Annotated in this window: 21 protein-coding genes and 3 pseudogenes; 7 read left to right on the forward strand and 17 right to left on the reverse strand. The window is 54.3% G+C overall.

Annotation, left to right across the window (positions count from 1 at the left end; all coding sequences use genetic code 11):
* The first annotated feature begins 518 nt into the window (after positions 1–518).
* The gene (locus ACYQ3G_RS14635; RefSeq protein WP_459826838.1) at positions 519–1,679 is read left to right on the forward strand and encodes a tyrosine-type recombinase/integrase; all 1,161 of its coding nucleotides are present in this window, start codon (positions 519–521) and stop codon (positions 1,677–1,679) included.
* A gap of 771 nt (positions 1,680–2,450) precedes the next feature.
* On the opposite strand, the gene ACYQ3G_RS14640 is transcribed toward ACYQ3G_RS14635, so the two are convergent.
* Both ACYQ3G_RS14640 and ACYQ3G_RS14645 read right to left on the reverse strand, forming a co-directional pair.
* Positions 2,451–3,911 (reverse strand): catalase, encoded by a 1,461-nt coding sequence (locus ACYQ3G_RS14640; RefSeq protein WP_459826840.1) that lies wholly within the window; start codon positions 3,909–3,911, stop codon positions 2,451–2,453.
* A 154-nt stretch (positions 3,912–4,065) separates the two neighbouring features.
* Positions 4,066–4,515, reverse strand: a complete 450-nt coding sequence (locus ACYQ3G_RS14645; protein WP_459826842.1) for a Fur family transcriptional regulator — start codon at positions 4,513–4,515, stop codon at positions 4,066–4,068.
* 116 nt (positions 4,516–4,631) lie between these two features.
* On the opposite strand from ACYQ3G_RS14645, the pseudogene ACYQ3G_RS14650 reads away from it, so the two are divergent.
* Positions 4,632–4,898: pseudogene (locus ACYQ3G_RS14650) on the forward strand (SOS response-associated peptidase family protein); the annotation flags it as partial.
* Positions 4,801–5,157 (forward strand): SOS response-associated peptidase family protein, encoded by a 357-nt coding sequence (locus ACYQ3G_RS14655; RefSeq protein ID WP_459826844.1) that lies wholly within the window; start codon positions 4,801–4,803, stop codon positions 5,155–5,157. The pseudogene ACYQ3G_RS14650 and the gene ACYQ3G_RS14655, both read left to right, overlap by 98 nt.
* On the opposite strand, the gene ACYQ3G_RS14660 is transcribed toward ACYQ3G_RS14655, so the two are convergent.
* From ACYQ3G_RS14660 to ACYQ3G_RS14720, 13 genes and pseudogenes are all read right to left on the reverse strand, one after another.
* A complete protein-coding gene (locus ACYQ3G_RS14660; RefSeq protein ID WP_459826846.1) occupies positions 5,092–7,386 on the reverse strand; it encodes an ATP-binding protein in 2,295 nt (764 codons plus the stop codon). The genes ACYQ3G_RS14655 and ACYQ3G_RS14660 overlap by 66 nt on opposite strands.
* 245 nt (positions 7,387–7,631) lie before the next feature.
* Positions 7,632–8,828, reverse strand: coding sequence for a TsoY family (seleno)protein (locus tag ACYQ3G_RS14665; protein WP_459826848.1), 1,197 nt, complete (start codon positions 8,826–8,828; stop codon positions 7,632–7,634).
* A gap of 129 nt (positions 8,829–8,957) precedes the next feature.
* Positions 8,958–9,344: pseudogene (locus ACYQ3G_RS14670) on the reverse strand (redoxin domain-containing protein); the annotation flags it as partial.
* A 19-nt stretch (positions 9,345–9,363) separates the two neighbouring features.
* On the reverse strand, positions 9,364–11,601 hold the full coding sequence (locus tag ACYQ3G_RS14675; RefSeq protein ID WP_459826850.1) for a nitric-oxide reductase large subunit: 2,238 nt from the start codon (positions 11,599–11,601) through the stop codon (positions 9,364–9,366).
* Positions 11,602–11,714: 113 nt separating this feature from the next.
* Positions 11,715–13,376: a hydroxylamine reductase gene (hcp, locus tag ACYQ3G_RS14680; RefSeq protein ID WP_459826852.1), complete on the reverse strand. Its 1,662-nt coding sequence runs from the start codon at positions 13,374–13,376 to the stop codon at positions 11,715–11,717.
* Between the two features lie 61 nt (positions 13,377–13,437).
* A complete protein-coding gene (locus ACYQ3G_RS14685; RefSeq protein WP_459826853.1) occupies positions 13,438–14,613 on the reverse strand; it encodes an FprA family A-type flavoprotein in 1,176 nt (391 codons plus the stop codon).
* 11 nt (positions 14,614–14,624) lie between these two features.
* Complete coding sequence (locus tag ACYQ3G_RS14690) at positions 14,625–15,680, reverse strand: GGDEF domain-containing protein (protein ID WP_459826855.1); 1,056 nt, start codon at positions 15,678–15,680, stop codon at positions 14,625–14,627.
* Between the two features lie 18 nt (positions 15,681–15,698).
* Positions 15,699–16,235, reverse strand: a complete 537-nt coding sequence (locus ACYQ3G_RS14695) for an HPP family protein (RefSeq protein ID WP_459826857.1) — start codon at positions 16,233–16,235, stop codon at positions 15,699–15,701.
* A gap of 3 nt (positions 16,236–16,238) precedes the next feature.
* Positions 16,239–16,832: a CBS domain-containing protein gene (locus tag ACYQ3G_RS14700; protein ID WP_459826859.1), complete on the reverse strand. Its 594-nt coding sequence runs from the start codon at positions 16,830–16,832 to the stop codon at positions 16,239–16,241.
* 18 nt (positions 16,833–16,850) lie between these two features.
* The gene (locus ACYQ3G_RS14705; protein ID WP_459826861.1) at positions 16,851–17,555 is read right to left on the reverse strand and encodes an ABC transporter ATP-binding protein; all 705 of its coding nucleotides are present in this window, start codon (positions 17,553–17,555) and stop codon (positions 16,851–16,853) included.
* A gap of 1 nt (position 17,556) precedes the next feature.
* The gene (locus ACYQ3G_RS14710; protein ID WP_459826863.1) at positions 17,557–18,756 is read right to left on the reverse strand and encodes an ABC transporter permease; all 1,200 of its coding nucleotides are present in this window, start codon (positions 18,754–18,756) and stop codon (positions 17,557–17,559) included.
* A complete protein-coding gene (locus ACYQ3G_RS14715; protein ID WP_459826865.1) occupies positions 18,753–19,943 on the reverse strand; it encodes an efflux RND transporter periplasmic adaptor subunit in 1,191 nt (396 codons plus the stop codon). The genes ACYQ3G_RS14710 and ACYQ3G_RS14715 overlap by 4 nt, the downstream gene beginning before the upstream one ends.
* Positions 19,940–20,503, reverse strand: coding sequence for a TetR/AcrR family transcriptional regulator (locus ACYQ3G_RS14720; RefSeq protein WP_459826867.1), 564 nt, complete (start codon positions 20,501–20,503; stop codon positions 19,940–19,942). The genes ACYQ3G_RS14715 and ACYQ3G_RS14720 overlap by 4 nt, the downstream gene beginning before the upstream one ends.
* A gap of 300 nt (positions 20,504–20,803) precedes the next feature.
* Between ACYQ3G_RS14720 and ACYQ3G_RS14725 the strand changes: the two genes are divergently transcribed.
* The 3 genes from ACYQ3G_RS14725 (at position 20,804) to ACYQ3G_RS14735 (ending at position 23,413) form a co-directional block, all read left to right on the forward strand.
* Positions 20,804–21,280, forward strand: coding sequence for a cytochrome c3 family protein (locus ACYQ3G_RS14725; protein WP_459826869.1), 477 nt, complete (start codon positions 20,804–20,806; stop codon positions 21,278–21,280).
* The gene (locus ACYQ3G_RS14730; protein WP_459826871.1) at positions 21,273–22,835 is read left to right on the forward strand and encodes an ammonia-forming cytochrome c nitrite reductase subunit c552; all 1,563 of its coding nucleotides are present in this window, start codon (positions 21,273–21,275) and stop codon (positions 22,833–22,835) included. Before ACYQ3G_RS14725 ends, ACYQ3G_RS14730 begins: the two co-directional genes overlap by 8 nt.
* A 263-nt stretch (positions 22,836–23,098) precedes the next feature.
* Positions 23,099–23,413: a cupin domain-containing protein gene (locus ACYQ3G_RS14735; RefSeq protein WP_459826873.1), complete on the forward strand. Its 315-nt coding sequence runs from the start codon at positions 23,099–23,101 to the stop codon at positions 23,411–23,413.
* Between the two features lie 230 nt (positions 23,414–23,643).
* Here ACYQ3G_RS14735 and ACYQ3G_RS14740 read toward each other — a convergent pair whose 3' ends face one another.
* Both ACYQ3G_RS14740 and ACYQ3G_RS14745 read right to left on the reverse strand, forming a co-directional pair.
* Positions 23,644–24,324, reverse strand: coding sequence for a transmembrane anchor protein (locus tag ACYQ3G_RS14740; RefSeq protein WP_459826875.1), 681 nt, complete (start codon positions 24,322–24,324; stop codon positions 23,644–23,646).
* A 15-nt stretch (positions 24,325–24,339) separates the two neighbouring features.
* Complete coding sequence (locus tag ACYQ3G_RS14745; RefSeq protein ID WP_459826877.1) at positions 24,340–25,074, reverse strand: HupE/UreJ family protein; 735 nt, start codon at positions 25,072–25,074, stop codon at positions 24,340–24,342.
* A 361-nt stretch (positions 25,075–25,435) separates the two neighbouring features.
* On the opposite strand from ACYQ3G_RS14745, the pseudogene ACYQ3G_RS14750 reads away from it, so the two are divergent.
* Positions 25,436–25,690 (forward strand): annotated as a pseudogene (locus ACYQ3G_RS14750) (tyrosine-type recombinase/integrase); the annotation flags it as partial.
* Positions 25,691–25,697 lie beyond the last annotated feature (7 nt).

Raw genomic sequence — 25,697 nt, forward strand, 5'->3', positions numbered from 1 at the left:
AAGTTCCGATGCAATCATTCCGAAGGGTTCAAGCGTACTCAATCTTTGGCAAAGAATCGGAACGCCTCGTAATGATTTTCCTGTAAGAATGGCTCAAGAACCCCACAATACCACCTAAGATATACCGTCCCTGAGCCAGGACTGCACAAGCTCACAGGCTGATATTATTGGAAAAATGGGTACATAGTTCGCTTGGTTCCGTATGTCAAACGGCATAGGAAAAACTGTATCGCCTGAGCGCAAAAAAAAAGGCCTACAGGTGATTTTCCTGTAAGCCTTTATTTTTCCTGGTCGGGGCGACTGGACTCGAACCAGCGGCCCTCGGTTCCCAAAACCTAATCCTACCATTTTTACCTGTTTGCACCACTTTGCATTGTTTATTATTTTTCAGATAGTTACCTCAAATCGACTTTCATTGACTTTTCTCATTTTTCACCTATTTTCACCTCGAATGTTGGGCATAGTGTTGGGCAGACGATCCTCGGTTTAAGCCCACCAGCCCTTGATTTGGAGGCAAAATGCCATCAAGAAATCGCGAAAAAACGCGCTATCCGGGCGTCTATTACGTCATCGGCACTGGCGCGGACGGAAAGCCGGAACGAGTCTACTACATCGTATACCGAAGGGATGGAAAACTGATCGAAGAGAAAGCTGGCTACCAAGGCCGTGACGACATGACCGAAGCCAGGGCTGCTCGCTTACGGGCCGAGCGCATAGATGGAAAATCCGACTCAAACAAAATCCGTCGCAAGAAGATCAAGGCAGAGAGAGAAGCGGACGACAATCGCTGGACGCTCTCAAAACTGTGGGCTGAGTACAAGAATAGCAAAGTTGACTTTAAAGGAATCAAGACCGACGAGAGCAGATTCAAACGCTATCTAGAAGTACCTTTCGGCCACAAGGAGCCCGATGAAATTGCTCCACTGGATGTGGATAGAGTTCGAGTGATGATGCTCAAATCAAAAAGTCCGCAAACTGTCAAAAATACACTTGAATTGTTTCGACGCATTATCAATTTTGGCGTTAAAATGCATTTATGTTCTCCCTTACCATTTTCCATTGAGTTTCCAAAACCAGACAATCACAAAACTGAAGATCTAACCCCAGTTGAAATGGAACGACTGTTCAAGGCGATCGCTGAAGATACGAACATACAAGCCGCTGGGATAATGAAAGCAGCCCTTTTCACAGGGATGCGCCGTGGAGAAATATTCAAGCTTAAATGGTCGGATTTGGATTTCGATAAAGGCTTCATTTTTATCCAAGATCCCAAAGGCGGAAAGGACCAGCGGATACCAATGAACGAAGCAGCCAGACAGCTATTTCTAGACCATCCCAGAACAGGCAGTGAATTTGTTTTCCCAGGCCGAAATGGTGGCTTGAGAAAAGATGTCAAACATCAAACAGCCCGAATAAAGCGCCGCGCTGGGCTTCCTGAAGATTTTCGAGCTCTGCATGGACTCAGGCATGTATATGCGTCAATGCTAGCGAGCTCTGGTCAAGTTGATATATATACTCTACAAAAGTTATTGACACACAAATCTCCGCAAATGACACAGCGCTACGCACATCTTCGCGATGACGCTCTAAAACGAGCAGCTGAAGTGGCAGGAAATTTATTTGCGAATATTGAAAAGCAAAATACTTCGATCGATGTTGAAAATCCAAAAACTGCATAATTCGAAAAAGCCGCTACAGATGTTTCTGTAGCGGCTTTATAATTGGTGTCGAAGGGGGGACTCTTCGTTTTCGTTGCAATTAACTCTGTGAAATCATGGGCTAAAACACAATTTTTCTGCCCCCTGTATGATGATTTTGTCACCCATTTGACCCACCTCTGTCAAGCAAAATAGATTAAAAAAAATCGCCCGCCTTCACCGCAGATTTAGCGAGTTGCATGCCGAAAAAACCAGTTCAAAAAATTCAGTGCAATTTGAAGCCACCTGAGGGCCAACCAGACCCTCCAGACGATGGCGTTCATTTCAGCGCTTATCCACGTCTATAAACCATGCCTGCCGATGACTCCCTCCGGAACGCATATCGCAATTTCACGTCTTCCCACCAAGAATCAAACGCCTGCCCCACTCCGTCAAGCCTCAACGGCTCACCAGTTTTTGGAGTAACCAGACGGAATTTTTTATTTTTACTGGCTTCAACGACACGCATAAACAGCTCGTCCCAAGAATGACTGGCGATGGAAAAGCGGCCAACGCTGCCTGTGCACGGACTGAGCAAGAAGGTCTCTTAGGGGACACGAGATTTTCGTATCACCCTTACCGTTTGGCTAACAGTTCCCCTTTTCGGGCCTGTAGAGGTCCCTTCACCTCCCAGTCTCCTATCAAGCACAGCACTTGATGGACGGTACTTAAGCACCACGCGCTCTGCCGGGGCACAACGGAAGCGGGCCGCCCCGGATGGAGCGGCCTCGCGTTTGCTGTCACCGGCTCGGATTATTTCGGCACTCTGTTCAGATCGATTCCCAGGGCCCTCGCCACGCCAGCGCCGTAGGCCGGGTCAGCCTTGAGGCAGTTACCAATGTGGCGGATCTTGATCTCGTCGGGCGCGTCACCCATGGCGCGGGCCGTGTTGCCGAACAGGGCCTCCTGCTGCGCGGGGCTCATAAGTCGGAAGAGCTTGCCGGGCTGGGTGAAGTAGTCGTTGTCGTCCTCGCGGAAGTTCCAGTGGGCCGCGGCGCCATCCAGAGCCAATGGCGGCTCGGAGTAGTCGGGCTGCTGCTGCCACTCGCCGTAGCTGTTGGGCTCGTAGGCCAGGGTGCTGCCGTGGTTGCCGTCCACGCGCATGGCCCCGTCGCGGTGATAGCTATGGAAGGGGCAGCGGGCCTGGTTGACAGGAATAAGGTGGTGGTTGACGCCCAGACGGTAGCGTTGCGCGTCGCCATAGGAGAAGAGGCGGCCCTGGAGCATTTTGTCCGGGGAGAAACCGATACCGGGCACGACGTTAGCCGGGTTGAAGGCGGCTTGCTCGACCTCGGCGAAGTAGTTCTCGGGGTTGCGGTTCAGTTCCAGCACGCCCACCTCGATCAGTGGCGCATCCTTGTGATACCAAACCTTGGTCAGATCGAAGGGATGGTAGGACAACTTTGCGGCCTGGGCCTCGGTCATGACTTGGACGTACATGGTCCAGCGCGGGAAATCGCCTTTCTCGATGCTCTCATAGAGGTCGCGCTGGTGACTTTCGCGGCACTTGCCGACCAGGGCTTCGGCCTCGGCGTCGGTCAGATTCTTGATGCCCTGCTGGGTGCGGAAGTGGAACTTGCACCAGAAGCGTTCATTCTTGGGGCTGATGAAGCTAAAGGTGTGGCTGCCAAACCCGTGCATGTGCCGGTAGCTGGCCGGGATGCCACGGTCGCTCATGACCACGGTGACCTGATGCAGGGCTTCGGGCAGGTTGGTCCAGAAGTCCCAGTTGTTCTTGGCACTGCGCAGGTTGGTGCGCGGGTCGCGCTTCACGGCGTGGTTGAGGTCCGGGAACTTCAGAGGGTCACGCAGGAAGAAGACCGGCGTGTTGTTGCCGACCATGTCCCAGTTGCCTTCCTCGGTGTAGAACTTGACGGCGAATCCACGGATGTCCCGTTCGGCGTCGGCCGCGCCGCGCTCGCCGGCCACGGTGGAGAAGCGCGCGAAAAGCTCCGTCTTCTTACCGATCTCGGAAAAGATCTTGGCCTTGGTGTAGTTGGTGATGTCGTGGGTCACGGTGAAGGTGCCGTAGGCGCCGGAGCCCTTGGCGTGCATGCGCCGCTCGGGAATGACCTCGCGGTCGAAGTGGGCCAGCTTCTCCAGGAACCAGACGTCCTGTAGCAGTTGCGGTCCGCGCGGGCCGGCGGTCATGACGTTCTGGTTGTCGGGCACCGGGGCGCCGGCGTTGGTGGTCAGCTTTTTCTTGTCGCTCATGGGTTCCTCCTGTTGGCGGTTGGCGTTCGGGTTGGCCTGAGACGTTGGGCAGCGCCTGGCGAAAGCGGCCCTGCCGCATGGGAAAACGGCTTTAGAAAATAATTAATATCAGAGGATAATCATTCTTTAAAAGAGGTTAAAAAAAAGCCCGTCCTCACTTTTTCTGACAGTCGGGGCACAGACCGAAGAAGTCCAGGCGGTGCGTGGTGATACGAAATCCCGTCTCTCGCACCACCTCTTCGGTCATGTCGCGCAGCATGGACAGGTCCGGGTCCATGATCTTGCGGCACACGGTGCAGATGACATGCGGGTGGGGGTAGGGCTTGTTGCCGTCGTAGCGGTTGCTTCCGTCGGCGAAGCCCAGTTCCAGCACCTCGTCGAGATCCTTGAGCAGGGCCACCGTCTTGTAGGTCGTGGCCAGGCTCGTGGTGGGGAACTTGGCCCGCACCTTGGCATGGATGTCCTCCACGGACGGGTGCCCCACGCTCTCGGACAAAATCCTCAGGATCTCCAGCCGTTGCGGCGTGATCCGCAGGCCTTGCTCCTTGAGCCTGTCGAGCATGCGTTCGAGGCGCTGCGCGTTGGTGAGAGGATCGTGGGACATTTCTCCGCCGTTGTTTAAAGAATGATTATTTTTTAGTATAAATTATCATTTGCGTCAATTCTTCTTCATATTAGACGTGAGGATGAATGGCGTCACCCTGAGTTTTCAATGCCCGGTCCGAAGAGACGGCCGAGAAGCCGACCTGGCGTCACAGCCTGCGCAGGTTGCGCTACCTGATGCCAGCACGCGGATGGTACGAGTGGAACGAATACGAACTGGTGAGGAGCGACTCAGGACCACAGCTAAAACAGCCCTACTACATCTGCGCACAGAATGCGGATGCGGATGCTATCGCCTTCGCAGGGCTTTGGGCAGTTTGGACAGGACGGCACTCACGCCTTGCTCTCCAAGGCGGCATCGCCAGGCATCGTGCATATCCATGACCGCTTGCCCGTGGTCCTCAAGCCCGAACACTTCGAGGCCTGGCTGGACCCTAACACACCCGGACCGGACGTCCAGGAGATCATCGCCGACTCACGGAACGAATTCGACAGCTACCCAGTGAGCACCAGGGTCCAACACTCGCAACGACTTCCCGGAACTCTTGGATGCTTATGTGGTGCCAAGTTCGTCCAACTAAGAGACAGCAGATGGCTCCACCCTGTGCCGACGTCGCAGCACCTCGTCGATGATCCGATTTAGGTCAGCCATACAGACAGGCTTGGCGATGTAGTCATCCATGCCCGCAGCCAAAAATCGGTCCTTATCACCGTCCATAGCGTAGCCCGTCAAGGCGATGATAGGAATGATGCGCCGGTCTTCAAGGCCAAACTCACGTATGCGCCGGGTGGCCTCTAAGCCGTCCATGACTGGCGTCTGCACATCCATGAGTACGAGATCGAAATTCCGTTTCTCCAAGAGGTCAACAGCCTCTTTGCCATTACTCACTGTTTCGACGACGCACCCTCTTTTTTCCAGCATTTTGCGTACCGCGAAGAGACTGACCTCATCGTCTTCGACTACCAATACCCGTCCGTGCAAGGCTGAGGAGATCTGTCGCTCGACAGGGGAATCGACATTTAACTCGGTGGCTCGTTCGACTGTGATGCTGAAATGAATGCTCGTGCCAGTCCCAACTTCGCTTTCCACCGCCATATTCCCGCCCATAAGGGTCACAAGACGCTTACAGATTGAAAGCCCAAGGCCAGCCCCCTGCTGGCTACGCGCGTATCCCTGACTTGCCTGGGTAAAGGGGGAAAAAAGACTAGGCAATGCCTCATCAGGAATGCCACAGCCAGTGTCTGAAACAGTGAAAAGGATACGCGCCTGCCCTTCGACCTTTGCGGAGAAGGCGGAAGCTTCTACAGACACATGACCGCTGGGGGTAAACTTAAAGGCGTTGCCAACGAGGTTGACCAAGACCTGCTGCAGGCGCACGGGATCTCCCTCTACCCAGAGAGGGAGGGACGGATCGGTGAGATACTGGAGTTCCACGCCGGACTGTAGTGAGATGGGCTCGAAGAGGTCAACGGCCTGCCGGATAATCTCGGGCAAATTGAAAATCTCAGAGCGCATCTGCATTTTACCAGCCTCTACCCTAGACAGATCGAGGATATCTGTCAGTAACTGGGTAAGTCGGTCGGTGGATCGCAGAGCCATGGAACAATACCGTAGAGGCTCCGGATCTGTGATCGAACTTTCAAGAAGTTGGAGCATGCTGACGATCCCGTTCAGAGGAGTTCTGATCTCGTGGCTCATGTTGGCAAGAAATTCCGACTTGGCGATGCTGGCCGCTTCGGCCTGGGTTTTAGCTTGGAGCAAGTCGTCCTTGACCCGCTTGCGGGAGGCGCTATGTTCAGCCAAGTCGGCGGCCATAGAGTTGAAAGCGCCTGTCAGGGCATCCACTTCGACAATTTCAGGGACGCCGCTGACCCGCACGGTGTAGTCCCCAGCTCCAATGCGCCTGGCTGCGATGGCAATTTCCTCCAGACTCCGGCTAAGCTTCTTCCCGCCTAAAAACCAGCCAGTAACGAACGTTAGACAAACAGCGAAAAGGAATACGCCTAGGTCCACCAACAGGTTCTGCCGGGCTGTAGAGTGTACTGCAGCTACAGGCATTCCCGCGAAAAAAAACATGTAGGGCGCGCTGTCCTCATCCAGGCGGATCTGGCGAAAGGCGATGATGCGTTCAATGCCATCCGACCCCACATCGGATTTCAGACCTTCGGACCAGTCTTGTCTGGCGATCTCAAACACGGACGAGCGGACGGGCCCCCCTATGGGTGTTTTGTCGGTGGCGGGAAAGCGGTACAGACGCAGGCCGGCATGGTCACACACGCCGACAAATGATTTGTCAGGAAAACGCATGTTCTGAAATAGTTGTTTGTAACGGTCGAGATCAATGGAAGCGAGCAGCATGCCATGGACTTGGCCCTGCGTGGTCAGCACCGGGGCGGCGAAGGGGAAGATCGGTACGGGCTGAAGCCGGCCAATCATGAATTCGCCCACGGCAAAGCTCTTGGTGCGAAGGGCGTCCCGAAAATGCTTGCTCATGGACATATTGGCAGTCATCTGGGGCCGCGTGCTCGCCACGACGTTACCCGCTGGATCGGTCAAGGTGATTCCCGCGAGGTGTGGGCTTAACTGCAAGGCGTTCGCGAAAATTTCCTTGCAGGCTTTAGCATCGGCCTGACGCACGGCCGGCATGCGGGCTACGTTATCCAGTAGCAGTCTGGTCGATAGCGTAGCCTGTTGCTGGATTTCCGCTATCTGGTTAACGAATCTCAAGAGGTCAGTTTCGGCCTTGGAAACCGAATCTTCATATTTTTGTATGCCATACAGCAGTAAGACGACAAAAGCGGGTAGAGCTGCCGCCAAAAAGAGAAAGGCAAGTGTTTTACGGATGGAACCGTGCAGAAATCGTGGCGTCATGCAGCCTCCGAATGCAAGCGTTCGCGGCGGCCGGCCTTCATGGCGCCTTGCAGGATCGTTTTCTTGGCGCGGGAGGCCCAAGCGGAGAGCGAGTACCCAACTCCTGCGCTTGTTATTAACTTTCGCACACACCCCCCTAGATGTCTACCGCGACTACGATCATGCCGTGTCTGAGGGCTACACACTGTCGACGTCAATAACGTCCTCACCCCGGATGCACTCATCTGATCCGCCGAATTTAAACTCTATTTTTTACCTCGCTGACTCTGGAAATGCTTGCGGTTCAGGTTGAAGACCAGCCAAATGGTCATGAACTGGATCGCCACAGCCAGCGCTGAAATCGTCCAGTACGCAACCGAAAACTTGTCGATAAGCCCGGCATCCACGAGCCCTCTGTTCAGCCAAAAATGGATCATCACCGCCAGTGCCACGCCTGGGCAGACGAGGGCGTAGGAGCCCGCCGACGCATCGCGTCCGTTGATGAACCTGTCCACATAGCCCAGGCGGCACAGCACGAGCCCGGTCAGGAGAGCGAAAAGCAACTGGGCCGAGAGATATTGCGACAGCATCATCAACCGCTCTGCGCCGCCGCTGGCCAGTCCGAAATGCTCGTCGAGGCCGTGGTTCTGGCGCAGGGACAGGATACCGATGATCGTCAGCAGCGGGATGAAGACCGAGAGGGTCGGGGCCGTCTCGATGTTGGCCCCGTTCTCTGCCAGGGATCGCAGGCCTAGGACCAAAGCGATGCCCGCGATGAGGACGGAGGCGATCAGAAAGAACGTCGACAGCACAAGCCCGATGCCGGCCACCAAAGGGGTTGAGGACAGCCCGGCGGGCGCGGCCAGCCCGACGCCGATCATGGCCAGGGCGAAGGCGGGCAGGGCCTGGGCAAAGGAGTTGTTAGAGGCGCAGCTGAACCCCCCGGACGTCAGTACCCGGCCCAGGAATCTCCCGAACATGCGGATGGCCAGCACGCCTATGGCCAGGAAGGCAAGTATCGCCACAGGGAAGAGATACTCCACAACTGTCCACAGACCCGGCACGAAGACCATCCCGAGGATGAAGCAGACGTTTACGCTCATGGCCAGGGCCAACGGCATGGCCAGCATCTGCGTCTCGGCGTTCGTGGAGGACAGCTGGGCATATGCGGGCGTCCGCTTCCAGAGCCCGAAGCGGGCCAGGTTCCAGAAGAGGTACTTGAGGTTCAGGAACGCGTAATAGGCTATTCCGGCGACGGCCAGGACGATCATGGTGCGGCTGGCGACACCGCCTGCAGAAAATGCGGCGACGATGTCTTCGAAGACGGGCACGGAGCGGCCGGGATGCCTGGTCCAGTGCATGAGCCACATGAAGAACGTCACCACCAGGCCTCCGGAACCCAGGGAGGTCAGAAAATACAGCGGCGAGTAGGTCTCGGACGGTCTGCCCGAAATTGCATCCATGGTGTTTCTCCTTTTCGTTCTTTGGCTGAAGCCTACTTTCTCAGACGTCGCATGCACGCTGTCCGGTCCGCAAAAAGACGAGCGGCACCCGTATGAACAGGCGCCGCTCCGCTGGTTTCCACATCGTATCTAGTCGAAGGCCTTGTCGACGCTCCAGACTTCCCAGACCTTGCCGACGAGACCGGGACCGGGCTTCAGTGTTTGCTTCCCCGGCCGCCAGCCCGAAGGCGTGGCCTGGGTGCCCTTGCTCTCGCGCACCAGCTGGAAGGCCTGGATTTCTCGCACGGTTTCAAGGACGTTGCGTCCCACCGGAGGGGCCAGCACCTCGAAGGCCTGGATGACTCCGTCCGGATCGATGAGGAAGCGGCCACGCACATCCACGCCGCCAGCCTCGTCATAGATGCCATACATCTTGCCAACGTTACCGCCGCCATCGGACAGCATGGGGAAGGGCACCGTCTTGGCGGTGATCATTTTGGAGAGCTCGTCGTCCACCCACATCTTGTGCACGAACATGCCGCCCCTCCATGTTTTCCTATGATTTTTTCAGGAAGCTCAGCCAGATCGAGCGCAGCAGGAAGAGCAACAACGAAAACGCGCCCACCGCGAATATGACATCCGGCAGCATGCGCATCCACGTTACCGTTCGGATGAACTCGCTGGACGTGATTTCAGGGCTACGGGCAAACCACAGGCCTTCCTTGACGGCGTGGTAGAACTGGAAAAAGCCCGATGGAATAAGGCTGAAGACCATCATGCCCGCCAAGCCGCCGTTAAGCCCGAAAAAGCTCCATTTCAGAAGGCTGTCCGACCAGGATGCCTTCGTGACAATATGCCTTACGGAAAAGAGCATCAGAGAGATGGCGAGCATGCCGTACACGCCGAACAGCGCCCCGTGCGAATGGATCGGCGTGGTGTTGATGCCCTGGGCATAGTACAGGACGATGGGCGGGTTGATCAGGAAGCCGAACACACCTGCCCCGACGAGGTTCCAGAACGCCACGGCCACGAAGAAGTAGATGGGCCATTTGTAGGCGTATCCTTTGCCGCCCTCGTCCACGACCCTGAGGTTGTGCGCTGCCTCGAACCCCAAGAGCGACAGGGGCACGACCTCCAGGGCGGAAAAGACCGCGCCGAGAGCGATGACGATGGTCGGGGAACCGCTCCAGTACAGGTGGTGGAAAGTGCCGATGACTCCGCTGCCGAGATACAGGAAGACGATGAAGTACACGCTGGTCAGGGCGAATTTCTTACTGACCGCGCCGATGTGGGAAAGCAGGAAAGCCATGACCACCGTGGCGAAGACCTCGAAAAAGCCCTCAACCCACAGATGCACGACCCACCACCGCCAGTATTCGGCGTCTGAAAGGTGGCTCCCCTTCCCGTACAGCAGTCCCGCCATGTAAAAAAGCGGAATGGACACCGAGCTGTAAAGGAGCATGTGCGTGAGGCCGCCGCCGTCCGTCTCGCTCTGCACGGCCGGGCGTATGGCCCGCCAGACGAGGACGAGCCAGATGATCATGCCGACGATGAGCAGGAGCTGCCAGACACGGCCGAGTTCGATGAACTCATAGCCCTGATGGCCGAACATAAACCCGTCGCCGTCGAAAAAGCCGGAGACGGAAAGCCAAGTGCCGCCCAAAGTGCCCAGTACGACGACCACCAGCGCCCCGAAGAGGACGACGACCCAAAAGGCCTGCCCTTTGGGCTCCTTTCCGACGAACGGCCCGATGAAGAGGCCGGCGGCCAGGAAGCATGTGGCGATGAAGAAGATGGACAACTGGATGTGCCACGTCCGCACCGCTGCATAGGGCAGAAACGAGGCGATGGGTATGCCGAAGAACGAATTGCCTTCCACGGTGAAGTGGGCCGTCACCGCGCCAAGGCCCAGTTGCAGGGTGAAGAGCGCGATTGCGGTCAGAAAATATATGAGCGTCGCTTTCTGGCTCGGAGTCGGCTTCGGTTCAGGGAAATCAAGTTTGAGCGTGTTCCCGTATTCGTCCTGGCCGACATAACGCTGGTAGACGAACAAGGCCCCAGCGATACCGAAAATGAGCAGGACAACACTGACGATGGACCAGATGAGAAAGTCCGGCAGGGGCTCGTTGCCGACCAGCGGGTCGTAGGGCCAGTTGGTCGTGTAGGTGTGTTCTGCGTCAAGCCTCTGCGTCCCGGCGGCCCAGGACAGCCATGCGAAGAAGACCGTCACCAGGCGCCCCTCCTCGGCCGTTCTGACGATTCCAGGTTGCAGGCCCATAGGATCGTTTCCGTTCTGAAATAGCTCCGTGTAATAGCCGGTCAAGGCCTTGAACGCTTCGGTCTGAAACTCTGTCAGGGTCAGCACCCCGGTGAGCGGATCGTACCGGTTCTTCTTCATTTCCTGCGTGACCAGGACCTGGAGCCGGGCCTGTTCGGCGGGGTCCAGTTTCTTGAAGTCGTCATGGGTGAACGCGCCGGCCCAGGCAGCGTCCAGCCCATTGTGCCGAGCGACCAAGAAGAGGCCCATGCGATGCAGGAAGTCGGCCGACCAATCGGGCGCCAGATACGCTCCGTGACCCCAGATGGTTCCGATATGCTGCCCGCCCCTGCTGTAAAAATAATTCTGGCCGCCGATGACGTCCTCGCTTGTGAAGAGGACGCTGCCTGAATGATCCAGGACCTTGGCGGGAATAGGTGGCTTTTCCTTGTTGATGGCGTAACCGCCGAAAATCAGGATGCCGAATGTCAGCGCGAGACAAAAAAAGAAGACTGCCTTCACCTTTGGACTTATCATTTTCTGCCCTCCATTGAACCAAGACAACACTCAAATGGGTGGGAAGCTCAACAAGCCTGGAAGCAACTCTCTGCCGTTCAACGACAAAGGGGAGCCGAAGCTCCCCCTGTTCTCTACTTGCCGGCCATCATGGCCGCGATATCGTCTTGCACCGTGCCGATGGGCTTCAGGTCGAACTTCTCGATGACGACCTTAGCCACGGCCGGGGACAGGAAGCCCGGCAGCGTGGGGCCGAGACGGATGCCCTTGACGCCCAAGAACAACAGCGCCAGGAGCACGGCCACGGCTTTCTGCTCGTACCAGGCGATGTCGTAGGACACGGGCAGTTTGTTGATGTCGTCGAGACCGAAGACCTCCTTGAGCTTCAGGGCGATGACGGCCAAGGAGTAGGAGTCGTTGCACTGGCCGGCGTCCAGCACTCGCGGGATGCCGCCGATGTCGCCCAAGTTCAACTTGTTGTAGCGGAACTTGGCGCACCCGGCAGTGAGGATAATGGTGTCCTTGGGCAGATTCTCGGCCACCAGGGTGTAGTACTCGCGGGACTTCTGGCGGCCATCGCAACCGGCCATGACCACGAAGCGCTTGACCGCTCCTGACTTGACGGCATCCACCACCTTGTCGGCCAGGGCCATGACCTGATGGTGGGCGAAGCCGCCGACGATGGTGCCCTTTTCCAGTTCCGTGGGCGGCGCACATTTCTTGGCCTGAGCGATCATGGCCGAGAAATCCTTGGCCCCGCCGGCCGGACGATCAGGAATATACGTAGCGCCTTCGTAGCCGACCACGCCCGTTGTGTAGAGGCGGCCGAGGTACGTGTTTTCCTTCTTAAGCGGTACCAGACAGTTGGTGGTCAGCAGGATGGGGCCGTTAAAGGCCTCGAACTCGGGATTCTGGTGCCACCAGGAACCGCCGTAGTTCCCGATGAAGTGTTTGTACTTCTTGAAGGCCGGATAATAGTTGGCCGGGAGCATTTCGCCATGAGTGTAGACGTCCACGCCCGTGCCTTCAGTCTGCTTGAGGAGTTCTTCCATATCCTTCAGGTCATGGCCGCTGATGAGGATACCGGGGTTCGTGCCCACGCCGATGTTGACCTCGGTGATCTCCGGGTGGCCGTAGGTGCTCGTGTTGGCCTCGTCCAGCAAGGCCATGGTCGTAACAGCCATTTCACCGGCCTTCATGACCAGACCGACCATCTCGTCCACGGACAGATTCTTGGTGGTCGAAGCCAAGGCTTCAAGCATGAAGTCGTCGATCTCGGGCTTGCGGAAGCCCAACACTGCGGCGTGTTCCGCATAAGCGGCGATGCCCTTCAAGCCGATGATGAGGAACTCGCGCAGGGAACGCACATCCTCGTTCTCAGTGGCCATGATGCCTACGGTCTTGGCCTTCTCGGCAAAAACCGACGCCGGTGCACTCCACGTGGCGACCTCGGGCAGAGATTCGCTGAATTCCTTGCCGTTCTTGGCCTTGTAGGCAGCCAAGAAAGAACTTTTGAGTTTATCGCGGCGGGCCAGTCCCTCCTGGATCATGGCAGTGAAGCGGGCGTCGTCCCAGTTGGCGTTGGTGATTGTAGCAAACAATCCCTGGAGTACGAAGTCGTCGTTGGAACGATCCGGCTGCCCTAACTCTTTCAAACGCTCACCATACACGGCGATGCCGCGCAGGACGAAAATCAGCAAATCCTGAAGGTTGGCCGTCTCCTCCGGTTTACCGCATACACCCTTGATGGTGCAGCCGGTGTTCTTGGCCGTTTCCTGACACTGAAAACAAAACATTGGAAACCTCCCTGTTACAGGTTGAAGATGTGATGATCAGTGGATTCGTAACGACTTCCGGCTAGTCCCGGAAGCCGCCTTCACGATGTTTCGTGGCAATGGCGTCCGCCAGCCTGTTAAGGGCTTCAAGGGTATCTTCTTTCGGCAGCCCTTTGCACAGCACCGGCTCCAGCACCTCGACCTTGAGGTTCGGGATCATGCCGGCCAATGTCTCGACGGTCTTGCCGCCCCAGCCATAGGAACCGATGACGGACAGGTACTGCGCCTTGGGCCGCAGGGCGTTGGCCAGGAAGGCTGCGTAGGCGGCCAAAGGATGCGGCCCGGCAAGCACCGTGGGAGTGCCGAGCACGATGGTGCCCGCATCGACCAGGGACATGGCCAGCTTGCCGATGTCGGTCACAGCCAGATTAAAGAGTTCCACTCGCACATCGCGCTCGGACAGGGCCGCCGTCAGATGGTCGACCATGAGTCGCGTGCTGCCGTGCATGGAGACAAAGGGAAAAGCCACCAGATTGTGCGCCGTTCCCGAAACCCAGTCCCTGTAGGAGTCAACGATCCAGCCTGGGCTATCGTAGATTTGGCCGTGGCTGGGGGCAATCATGCGGATGTCGTAGGGGCTGAGTTTTTCGAGGTTCTTGGCTATTATGGAACGAAACGGCATCATTATCTCGCCGAAATAGCGTTTTGCCGCTTCATGAACCCGCCCCTGGTCGCGCACGAAGAGATCGCTTGTGGCAATGTGCGAGCCGAAAAAGTCGCAGCTGAACAGGATCTTGTCTTCGGCCAGATAGGTGGACATGGTTTCCGGCCAGTGCACCCAAGGCGTGAGAATGAATGTGAGCGTCTTGTCGCCAAGGGAAAGGGTTTCGCCATCCCCGACCACGATGAATTTGTCTTCAGGGATGAGCAAAAGATCCATGAGCATGGACTTGGCCTTGGCGTTGGTGACGACCTTGGCCTCCGGGTACAGGTCCAGCACCAGGGCGATGGTCCCGGAATGATCCTGCTCCGCATGCTGGGAAATGACATAGTCGACCTTTTCCACCCCATCCAGATGTCCAAGCAGCGTATCGACCATATCGGGATCCACCGCGTCGATGAGAGCAGTTTTCTCGCTGCCTTCCACGAGATAGGCGTTGTAGGTTGTCCCATCGGGGAGCGGAACCAAGGAGTCGAACAGACGCCTGTCCCAATCCACTGCACCAACCCAATACACTGATTCTACAATTTTTCTCATTTTTTTCTTCCTTACTGAATTTTAGTATCAAAAATTACAGACTTGTTTCTTCCAGTTCTTTTAGCTTCATACAAAGCTTTGTCAGCTTGATTATAATAATCACAATGACTCATTCCATCTGTATACACAGAAGCACCTATGCTAATCGTTATCTTGGACTTGTCTTTTGAAAATTCTTTTTCCACTACACTCCGAATTTTTTCAGCCAAAAGTAACGCGCTTTCGTGATCTGTCTCGGGTGACAAAACAGCAAATTCTTCCCCCCCGATCCGGTAGAAAAAGTCTGTCTTTCTGATACATTGCCTGACCGTCCCTGCCATTTTTTTAAGAACCCTATCTCCTTCTGCATGCCCTAAAGAATCGTTAACTTTTTTAAAATGATCTATGTCCATTATAAGCAATGAAAACTCCCTCTTGTTTCTCTCATATCTGTCTATTTCTTCTTTGATATCCAGGTCAAATTGACTCCTGTTATAAACAGACGTCAAACTGTCATGGCAGGAGCTATGCTCGACTTTTTGTACAAAAATCTTCGATATCAAATAGAAAATGAATGACGAGCCAAAAAGGAAGAAAACATAATAGTATAATTTTTTAATATTTGAAGTTTTACGATCTGATCCAATAACTTTCCTCAACATGAGAGAATTAGAACCGCTCCAAATAGATTCACTCAGTAATGACAGTTCTTGTAAAAATTGCTGCTGTCCAGCCCTGTTTTTATACAAAACATCCTTAAATGCATTCCATTCACCATAAAGACTCTTAAAAGGCTGATATATCTCTGGGTCAAACCTAAATTCAGCCGCCTTGCCATCAGCAACGTAAATAGCAAATATTTTATCCACCTCGCTAATAGAATAATCTGCACTATCAATATTTTTAAGCAATTCAAATTTCAGAATTCTTTGTGTCGACCCACGAATAAAACCTATGTTGCTAATAAGCTTGGCATCGCGCTCCAACGAAGAATGAATCGAATATATACTCCACACAATAAAAATATTAATAATAAAAAGAATTAATGAAAAAAAAGATATCAGCTTTGATGCGAAAAGTTTTTTCATCCATCCCTCATGTTTTTATTAATACCAAAATTCAGGATAACGCCTGTTCTTTGCAAAATTATTTAAAACTAAAGCAACTATAATAAGAATAACGGCTCCGATCCCAACAGGTATAAATGCATAAAAATACCCCAGATTGTGCACAGAGTCCCCACCGATAACAGCAATCAGAGCCGTCGCTCCGCCTGGAGGGTGCAACGTTCTCGTCATATGCATTGCGGCAATGGCTGTAGATACTGCCAACCCCAACGCCAGCCAGACAATGTCTCCGACAAGCTGATATGACAACACCCCGATCAACGCAGAGATGACGTGCCCTCCAAGAACATTTCTGGGCTGGGCCAACGGGCTTCGAATCGCTCCGTAAACGAGGACCGCAGTTGCGCCAAAGGAGCCAATGAGCAAACCCTGTCCAAATTCATCCACAAACACGCCTTGAAGCAAACCGACGAGGGCTATGCCTACAAAGGCGCCGATCCAAGACCAGGCAACCTCAGAAATACCGACCCTAGGGGGGCTTTGTGTCGTCCCTTTGACCTTTTCGAAAAAATTCATGTCTTACCTCACCTCACACAGAGAACCGACGAGATTGGTTCTGGTGACAATCCCTATTGGGCGTCCGTCGGTATCACAGATTGGCACTCGGTTGATGGAATGTTTCGAAAAAAGCTCTGAAATATCCGCCAATGTCGTTTCCTTGGCCGCGACAATCGGCGGACAATTCATCAGCTCACGAACACTCAAACCTCCTAGGTCAGAAATCAAACACCCGTAAATGGTCATGCATCGCGACACGACAGCCATGAATGAGGCGGTTCCTGGCAGTCCCATCTTCTTGAGAAAATCCTTTTCCGAGACAACCCCGCAGATCGTCCCCTTCTCGTCAACAACCGGAGCACCGCTGATGCCGTGCGAAGCCATAAATGACGCAGCCTCAGAGGCGCTCATTTCACGATGAAGACAATGCACAGGAGACGTCATGGCGTCTTCCGCCTTCCTAAGTGAACGGACTCTCTTCAATGCCAAATCGTAAGCGATTGAATAAATTTCCCGAAAATCTCCAGGTGTTATATCGACGTATCCTTGCATGGAACGCATGGCATTGATGACATCATCTTCAGACAAATCCAAAGCGTCACAGTGATCCTTCATGTCACCCTCCCTATCGATTCAATCTATTGCCCTTCCTTCACCAGCCTGCTCCTCAGTCCGCCCATCTCGTATTTGGTACAACCGCTTGAATGTCGGAATGATTTTCTCGTCATGGGTCACGACAATGATCGCAGTCTCAAACTGTTTGGCCATCTGGTTCAGAATGCGAATCACGGCCATGGCCCTCTCGCTGTCCAATGGAGCGGTAGGCTCATCAGCCAGAATGACCGGAGGTCGATTGACAAGCGCTCGTGCAATGGCCACTCGCTGTTGCTCGCCTCCCGATAGCTGTGAAGGCATCGCCTGCCCTCTATGTCCGACATCAAGAGCTTCGAGCAATTCGAGGGCTTTTGTCCGGGCCTGTGCATTAGAGTCACCTGACAGCATGGGCAACAAAGCTACGTTATCGGTAACATCCAGAAAAGGAATTAGATAGGGGGCCTGAAAGATGAACCCGATTTTATCCCGTCTGAGCGCTCTCAAGTCGGGAATCAGCCATCCCTGATCATAGATTACGTCATCTCCGAGCGTCATCCTCCCGGCGCTCGGTTCGATTATCGCGCCAAGACACTTGAGCAGAGTGGTCTTGCCTGAACCGGATGGGCCAATAAGTCCAACCACCTCTCCGGGCGCGACGACCATGTCCACCCCCTTCAAGGCGTCAACGGCCGTATCACCTGTTCCGTAGCGTTTTCGCACGTCTTCGATGCGTATTCCGGACATATTACCCTCCAATTGCTTCAGCCGGGTCGACCTTGAGGGCCGCTCGAATCGCCATGACACTGGCCAACGAGCAAATGAGCATGACCGCAAAAAGGCCTCGCGCGGCGTCTTCCGGGAGGAGCAACACATATTTCGGAAAAATGGGAGCCCACAGCGTGGCGGCGATCTTGCCGACCACGAAGCCGATAAGACCAAGCCCGAGCGCCTGTTTCAGGATCATAGAGGCAATGGTCCTGTTGCGTGTCCCGATGAGCTTCAGCACGGCGATCTCCCGAATCTTGCCCATGGTCAGAGTGTAGATGATGAACGCAACAATGGCGGCGCTGACCACGGACAATATGACCAGAAACATGCCGATTTGACGGGCTGAGGTAGCCACGAGTTTGTCGACAAGAATTTCCTCCATCTGCGCCCGCGTGTAGGCTTGGTATCTGTTCCATCGCTGAATGGACTTCGCCACCTCTTCCGGCACATGGCCCGACGCAAGTCGAACCAGGACGGCATTGACGTTGGCGTTCGAGGACTGAGACTCGATGACCGCATCAAGAAGGCCGGGAATCGGCCGGTTGAACGCCTGATTCTGCGATGTCCGCCGACGGGAGCGTACTATTGCATCATTGTCCTTGAGAAACTGAGCCTCTTGGGCGTCCTTAAGCGGAATGAAGACCATTGGATCGCCGCCCGAGGAAACTGTTCGTCTGGTCAAGCCGACCACCGTATAGACATTTCTGCGAATCACGATGCGCTGTCCCAGCCGGAAGCCGGTCTTGAGATCGGCGACCGCTTCGTAGTGACTTCGGGTTATGTGTCGTCCGGCCACCAGGGAAATGGGCTGCCCCGGTTCTCCGGGACCTCCCGGCACCACCCCGACAACCATGGCCCGTACGTCACCACCGTCATGACGGACCTGCATTGTCAGGTAGGTCACGTTCGCGGCTCTCTCCACGCCCTCCATGCCAAGAATCGAACGATAGACGTCATCCGGAATCGTTGAAGACTCAGCATATGGCCCCAGGGTATCCTGCTGAACAACCCAAATATCCGCCCCGCTGTTATCCAGAAGGATCTTCGCGTCCTCGACCATGCCGCGATAAATGCCCGCCATGGAGAGTGTCACCCCGATCAGCAAGCCAAGCCCCACCCCGGTAAAGACGAACTTTCCCCATGAATGAAGAATGTCACGTCCTGCCAGACTGATCATTGTGGTGCTCCCGGGATGCGATCCACAACCTCGATGCTGCTTCCAGCCGAAAGCGTGGACCTGCTGTGTGACACGACCCTCTGGCCTGGTCGCAGCCCCTTGCGTATCTGCACAAATCCATCAAGATCACTCGCCCCAAGTTCGACAGTGACAAAATCCACTTTAGAGCCCTCGACCACCCACACCCCTGTATTGCCGGCATTGCGAAGCACACAACTCGTGGGGATGGAAGGAACAGGAGGCAATCCAGGCAACTCGACCGTAGCTTCGGCCAATTCACCGATGGCCGGCAGAGGGTCGGGCACGGACTCAAAGACGATTTTTGCGAGCAGTTCCTCGGTCACGGCATCCGCAACCGGCTCAACGCGCCCCACCTTTCCCTGTAGCGACTCGGAAGGACGGGAGCGCAGTACCAGACTGGTCGGCAAATCCACCTCCAACCCCGAAGCACGAAGTTGATCGAATCGGGCATTGATCCAGATGCTTTGCGGGTCCACAACCTCCACCACCGGTTCCCCGGCAACAACCGTCGTCCCAGGTTCAGCCAGACGTTTCGTGACCAATCCGGCAACTGGCGAAACCAACCTGACAGTCTCACGTTGCCGGGATATTCCTTGGGCTTCAGACTTGAGACGATCGTACTCGCGTTGGGCCGATTCGACGTTGGCCATGGCCGCTTCAAGCCCGCTCCGGGAAACGTGCAACTCTTCCTGGCGTGCTTCGAAGGTATCCCTGCTCACCGCTCCACTCTGCACAAGTGATTCAAAACGACGGGCCTGAGACTCGGCATACGCTGTTTTCGCCCGTAATTCTCCAACATGGGCCTTGGCGGCCTGTACTGTCGCGGCGGCACGCAGCACAGCAGCCTCTTGCGCTTCCAAACGATCATCCAGGTCCACAGGGTCCATCTCGCCAACAATCTGCCCAGGCTCAACCCTGTCCCCGACATCCACGGAAATTCCAGAAACACGCCCCGGCACGGTTGGCCCGATATGGTGAACATATCGAGCTTCGACGGTGCCGATACCAAATAGCGAAGGGCGAATGGACATTTCCTTTACCTCGAACACGACAACCGGCACGGGTGCCAGCGGACCAGAACGAAGTGCAACATAAAGAAAGGCGCCAGCAAGCAGGCTCAAGATCGTCAACAGGAGGAACTTTTTTCGGGACATGAGACCTGTCATCCATTCCTCCCAACAGCTCGACGAAACAAAGCAAATGCCTCCGAAGCACCACGGCGCATGTATTCGAGATCTTCAAAAAGCAGCGCTTTGATGATCAGACCCTGGATGGTCCCGACAAAAAGCGAGACGGCGGCGGAAGTTGAGATCTCGGCATCCACCTCGCCAGCGGCTTTCCCCTTTTCCAGCGTTGCTGACAGAAGATTTCCGTACCGCTCAAGGAGAGACCCTACTGCGATCTTCGCCGGGGTCGTTCCCGGTTTTTGTAGCTCTCCAAACAGCATGCGTGGAACACCCGGGTGTTCCACGGCAAAGGCCACGTGCGCCATGAACATAGCCTCCAGTGACAAGATCGGACTGACGGCGGTTTCCGCCGCCGCCGAGACGCGGGAATACAACTCCGTCGCGACCCACTCCATAACTGTTTGCCATATCTCGTCTTTTGTGGAAAAATGGCGAAATATTCCGCCTTGGGACAATCCCATTTGTGTGGCAATTTTGGTTGTCGTGATCTCGCTTGGATTCTGGATGGCGGCCAGTTCAAGGACAGCCTTGACAGCCATGGACCGCCGCTCCTCCGTCGATAGATACTTGGGTGTCGAAGTCATTAGATCTCCCCAAAAAAGCGATTGATTACTCACATTCGTAACGCTATCAGTATTTGTCAAGGAGCCAGCGCGCAATCTTTAGTCACGAAATACGAAAACGCCCCCACACACGAAGAACAACACATTGAAATGAAACAAACTGTTACGTTAAGAAGACTACGCGGACTCGATCGATGCCGGCTTTGCCTGAAGTCGACTTCGACCACATTTCCATACAGGAAGGTAAGCTTGTCACATTTCTAGCAGGAGGAACTGATGCGTCTTGAACAAAAACCACCCACAAAAATGAAATGGAGCCGTGTACTCCCCCCAGCCCTCGTTGGCGTTCTGCTGACGATTGGCGCGGCGGTAGCCATGAACACGACCGATCAGGCCATGTTTTGCGGGAGCTGCCATTCCATGTCCGAGGCGGCGTTAACGCACAAGCGTTCGGTCCATGCCGAGCTGGCGTGTAATGAATGCCATGCGCCCCACAATCTCATTGCCAAGATTCCCTTCAAAACCAAAGAAGGCACCCGGGACATCCTCGCAACCGTGACCAAATCGATCCCCGACCTGATTCACCCAGGCGAGGAAACGAAGGAAGTAACCCAGGAAAATTGCCAGCGCTGCCACGGTGCGACCACGTCCACCGTTGTCATGCAAAGCAAGAAGTTCTGTACGGACTGCCACCGTCACGTGCCCCACTCACCGAAAATTCCCGTAGCCAAAAGGAGTGCCGCCGATGCGTAACACCACGACCTCGATCCTCGTTCTGGCGGTAGGCTTGGCCTTGGCCCTGACCGCCTGTTCCGATTTTTCCGACCCGAAGACGCCGGAGTTCAAAACCAAACTCAAATCTGACGAAATAAAAAACTCCGCCTTTAAGGCTGAATTCCCCCTGCACTACGAGACCTACCTCAGAAACAACGAAACGGAGATCATGACCGAGTACGGCGGGTCCGTGGCCTACAACAAGCACGACAACGTCAATCCCCTGCCCGAGGGGTACAAGCACGCCCAGCCCTACCTCAAAAACCTCTGGCTCGGGTATCCCTTTAGCTATGAATACAAGGCGGCACGCGGTCACACCTACGCCATGAAGGACATCCTGAACATCGACCGCCTGAACCGCTACGACGAAAAAGCCGGCCTGCCCGCCACCTGCTGGAACTGCAAGGGCGCCAAGATGAACGAATGGATCGGCAAATACGGTGACGAGTTCTGGGCCAAGGACTTCAACGAGTTCCGCGAGGAAGTCGACATGGACGAGAACACCATCGGCTGCGCCAACTGTCATGATCCGGCCAACATGGAACTCCGTCTCTATTCGGTGCCTCTCCAGGATCATCTCAAGGCCGAGGGCAAGGACTTCAAGACCCTGTCCCGCAACGAACAGCGTGCGCTCATGTGCGGCCAGTGTCACGTTGAGTACTACTTCCAGGACAAGAGCTTCGGCGCTCCCAAGAAGGTCGTCTTCCCGTGGGCGCAGGGCAAGGATCCTGAGCAGATTTACGAGTACTACACCACCCACGGCGACACGAAGATCCCGGGCTTTGAAGGGAACTTTGTCGACTGGATCCATCCCGTGTCCCAGACCCCGATGCTCAAGGCCCAGCACCCCGAGTACGAGACCTGGCACAACGGCGTGCACGGCGCGGCCGGCGTGAGTTGTGCCGACTGCCACATGAGCTACACTCGCCTTGATGGCAAAAAGAAGATGTCCAATCACCACTGGAATTCGCCCCTCAAGGATCCGGACATGAAAGCCTGCCGTCAGTGCCACACCGACAAGACTCCGGACTATCTCAAGCAGCGCGTCATCTACACTCAGGACAAGGTCTGGCAGCAGCTCATGGTCGCCCAGGACACCTCGGTCAAGGCCCACGAGGCCATCCGCATGGCCAGCGAATTCACGGGTGAAAAGCCGGCCGATTACGACAAGCTCATGATCGAAGCCCGCCAGATGTGCCGCAAAGGCCAGTTCTTCTGGGACCTCGTGTCCGCCGAGAACAGCGTCGGCTTCCACAACCCGACCAAGGCCCTCGATACCCTGGCCAAGTCCCAGCAGTACAGCCAGAAAGCCGTGGACATCGCCATCAAGGCGGCAGCCTTCACGACCGCCGAAGCACTGTCCCAGGACATCAAGGAACTCGTGCCGCCCATCATGGAACACAGCCGCGAACTCCAGATGGACCCGGAACACATGGCGAGCCACAAGTGGTTCAAGTATCTGAAGATCACGCCCAAGGCCGAGCGGGTCTGGGATGAAAACAAAAGGATCAAGCCGGTCGCAACTGCCGGTTAATGCTGGCTGAAATAGGCACCTTTGATCAGGGCTCTGGCTGCCAGCCAGGGCCCTGATTGTTTTTAAGCAGGTGAAACATCTCCAAATATCCAGAAGAACCGGGTCTAGAGCATCTTGACAGACTGATCAGATCCAACTCCACAAATTATTGACCCTGATTGACACTGCTCTGAAAGCAAGCAAATAAAATGTACAATCGTATTTTTCGCATTACCTATGTGGCATGACGATTTTGTTCAGCAATAACCGCAAGGAGAAACATCATGAAGAATATCAATCTATTCGAAGCCAATGGGTTCAACGACCTGGGCCTCAAGAAGTTATTGGTCCACGAGTCTCCCTATTTCAAAATCCTGAACTTCAACTTCCGGGCAGGCCAGCAATTGCCCATCCACTCGCACGACATCGAGGGCCAGCTGTCCATTCTCGTCCTGGAAGGCGAAGGCGAATTTCTGGCGAAAGACGGAACCCTGCCGGCCAAAGCCGGCGATGTTCTCGTCTGTGACATTGCCGTACCCCACGGAATCAGAGCGATCACCGACATGCGCACCGTGGTCACCATTGCCCCGCCTATTTGAACGAATCCGAAGGGCGTGATGTAGAAGGATCATGCCGGTCGCTTCTGTTGGCTGTTGACTTAAGAATCGAAAGTATTTGGTGAGAGTTTTGGTTAGAGACAGTCCACAGTCTCATGAACTGAACGCCCACAAATTCTCCAATGACATGAAAATCGACAGGTCAGTGCCAATAAAAATGCCGCCGAAGTTTAAGGCTCCGGCGGCACACAACCCTTCTTAATTTACAAATATTACATAACTCTCTTAAGCTCGGAATAGGCCCCTTCAGTATTCAACATGACCTTGACCTGCTTATCGGATCTATTGCGCCAAAACCATCCATGTTTTCCATCAAAAGCAGCAGTGATTGTACCTTCCGACTTTGCGATGTTCTTTCCTTTACCGTATCCATGGTAAAAATCCTTCGGGGCGTTTACTGGATCTCCATGTACATCGACATTAACGAGACCATCTGACTGCCACTTGTATGCAACAGAAGCACCTTTATTCATCGTCAATTTTATCTCAGCGCCTTGCCCAGGATCAAGAATGATACTGACCTCATCCTTCGTGATGCTGGCGTCCGCTGAAACAGGAGACAATTCTGACTGTTCCTGGGCGCTACCATCCTTCTCACTCGCAGAGGGATCTTGGGCCGCTTCAACTTCAAAATCAGAAATGGCAGGCACATTTTCCATGGCCGCCACGATCTCTTTTTCCGCCCTCATTTCCTCAGCCAAAGCCATCTTGACCCGACCCATGTCGGTCAACCCCAACACCTCACCCGCCCCGGTCGGATCGATGCCGTATTCACTAGGCAGAACCGTGGTTATAAGCAGCACTGCGGCAACAATCATTGCAATCACCGTAGAACGAATCAACTGCCTTGATGTCGGCAAATCATTGCTGACGGGCATATTCTTATTATACATGTATCAACTCCTTATTTATGCGACGAAGAAGAAACCTGTCATCTGGAATCCGGCAAGCATGAAGCCGGCAGTCATCAATGTGACATTGGCTAAATAGGCATGCTTTGTGAAACTGGATGTTCCACGCCAATATCCCATGATAATGAGTATCCCGCTCAAGGCCAACAGTTGCCCTATCTCGACCCCGACATTGAATGCGACGAGATTGGCCAGCAGGCCGTCCGGGGACACTTCGAATTCCTGAATCTTCGTCGCCAGGCCAAACCCGTGGAACAAACCGAACACGACTGTTGCGACCTTGGTATCCGGCTGAAATCCGAACCAGCGACGAAAAGCGCCGAGATTGTCCAGCGCCTTGTACACAACCGACAAGCCGATGATGGCGTCGATGAGATATGCGCTCACGTTCACGCCCATGAATACGCCGGCCAGCAACGTTGAAGAATGCCCTATGGCGAACAGGCTGACATATATTCCGATGTCCTTGAGACGGTAGAGAAAGAAAATAACTCCGACCAGAAACAGAAGATGGTCGTACCCCGTCACCATGTGCTTGGCGCCGAGATATATGAACGGCAAGAGCTGCACCCCGCTGATAGCCTGGATGTATCCCTTGTCCCCCGTCGTAACGCCATGGGCAAAAACGTCAGTGCTTACAAGCAACAAACACAATATGGACAGAAATGGTAACCGCACATTCTTAAAATGGCGCAGCAACACATCTCTGCCGTGAGCAAAGATATGATACATAAAAATCCTATATTAAGGTTTAAATTCTGATATTTTGAAGAAATTCGAACTAAAGACAAAGTTCCGGAGGGCGATCTATTGAAGAAATCGGTGTTGATTTATAAAGAGAAAAATAACTGTCGAATATAGAAAGATGAAACATTTCACAAATGGAATCAACTGTCAGAAAGTCAGAAGACCTGCCAATATGATCAAAATGAACATGACTGGAGTCGCCAAAGTGTGAATGGGTTGACACAAAATGCACGTCATTATGATGCTGGTGATCGACAGCGGCGAGCTGCATCACAAACACGACAATCACAATCAGACATGAGACTTTAAGTGAGAAACGAAAAAACATTGGAACCAATTATCGCACAAGGCATTGTCGGGCAGAATGATACTCAAATGGGCAGGGCTACCAAAAGATTTCCGCCCGTTTCATGGATTGCGCCATGTTTATGCCTCTATTTTGGCTAGTTCTGGCGAAGTTGACATGTATACATTGCAAAAACTTCTTACGCACAAATCTAGCGAAATGACGCAAAGATATGCTCATTTACGTGACGAAACACTGCAAAAAGCAAGCTCTATTATCACAAAAAATTTTCAAATTAAAAAGGCTGACATCTAGCGACACC

Source organism: Desulfomicrobium salsuginis (assembly GCF_054657795.1).

Coding starts and splice junctions, on each gene's coding strand:
- ACYQ3G_RS14635 (WP_459826838.1), top strand. CDS start 519: ATGCCATCAAGAAATCGCGAAAAAACGCGCTATCCGGGCGTCTATTAC.
- ACYQ3G_RS14640 (WP_459826840.1), bottom strand. CDS start 3,911: ATGAGCGACAAGAAAAAGCTGACCACCAACGCCGGCGCCCCGGTGCCC.
- ACYQ3G_RS14645 (WP_459826842.1), bottom strand. CDS start 4,515: ATGTCCCACGATCCTCTCACCAACGCGCAGCGCCTCGAACGCATGCTC.
- ACYQ3G_RS14655 (WP_459826844.1), top strand. CDS start 4,801: ATGCTATCGCCTTCGCAGGGCTTTGGGCAGTTTGGACAGGACGGCACT.
- ACYQ3G_RS14660 (WP_459826846.1), bottom strand. CDS start 7,386: ATGACGCCACGATTTCTGCACGGTTCCATCCGTAAAACACTTGCCTTT.
- ACYQ3G_RS14665 (WP_459826848.1), bottom strand. CDS start 8,828: ATGGATGCAATTTCGGGCAGACCGTCCGAGACCTACTCGCCGCTGTAT.
- ACYQ3G_RS14675 (WP_459826850.1), bottom strand. CDS start 11,601: ATGATAAGTCCAAAGGTGAAGGCAGTCTTCTTTTTTTGTCTCGCGCTG.
- hcp (WP_459826852.1), bottom strand. CDS start 13,376: ATGTTTTGTTTTCAGTGTCAGGAAACGGCCAAGAACACCGGCTGCACC.
- ACYQ3G_RS14685 (WP_459826853.1), bottom strand. CDS start 14,613: ATGAGAAAAATTGTAGAATCAGTGTATTGGGTTGGTGCAGTGGATTGG.
- ACYQ3G_RS14690 (WP_459826855.1), bottom strand. CDS start 15,680: ATGAAAAAACTTTTCGCATCAAAGCTGATATCTTTTTTTTCATTAATT.
- ACYQ3G_RS14695 (WP_459826857.1), bottom strand. CDS start 16,235: ATGAATTTTTTCGAAAAGGTCAAAGGGACGACACAAAGCCCCCCTAGG.
- ACYQ3G_RS14700 (WP_459826859.1), bottom strand. CDS start 16,832: ATGAAGGATCACTGTGACGCTTTGGATTTGTCTGAAGATGATGTCATC.
- ACYQ3G_RS14705 (WP_459826861.1), bottom strand. CDS start 17,555: ATGTCCGGAATACGCATCGAAGACGTGCGAAAACGCTACGGAACAGGT.
- ACYQ3G_RS14710 (WP_459826863.1), bottom strand. CDS start 18,756: ATGATCAGTCTGGCAGGACGTGACATTCTTCATTCATGGGGAAAGTTC.
- ACYQ3G_RS14715 (WP_459826865.1), bottom strand. CDS start 19,943: ATGACAGGTCTCATGTCCCGAAAAAAGTTCCTCCTGTTGACGATCTTG.
- ACYQ3G_RS14720 (WP_459826867.1), bottom strand. CDS start 20,503: ATGGCTGTCAAGGCTGTCCTTGAACTGGCCGCCATCCAGAATCCAAGC.
- ACYQ3G_RS14725 (WP_459826869.1), top strand. CDS start 20,804: ATGCGTCTTGAACAAAAACCACCCACAAAAATGAAATGGAGCCGTGTA.
- ACYQ3G_RS14730 (WP_459826871.1), top strand. CDS start 21,273: ATGCGTAACACCACGACCTCGATCCTCGTTCTGGCGGTAGGCTTGGCC.
- ACYQ3G_RS14735 (WP_459826873.1), top strand. CDS start 23,099: ATGAAGAATATCAATCTATTCGAAGCCAATGGGTTCAACGACCTGGGC.
- ACYQ3G_RS14740 (WP_459826875.1), bottom strand. CDS start 24,324: ATGTATAATAAGAATATGCCCGTCAGCAATGATTTGCCGACATCAAGG.
- ACYQ3G_RS14745 (WP_459826877.1), bottom strand. CDS start 25,074: ATGTATCATATCTTTGCTCACGGCAGAGATGTGTTGCTGCGCCATTTT.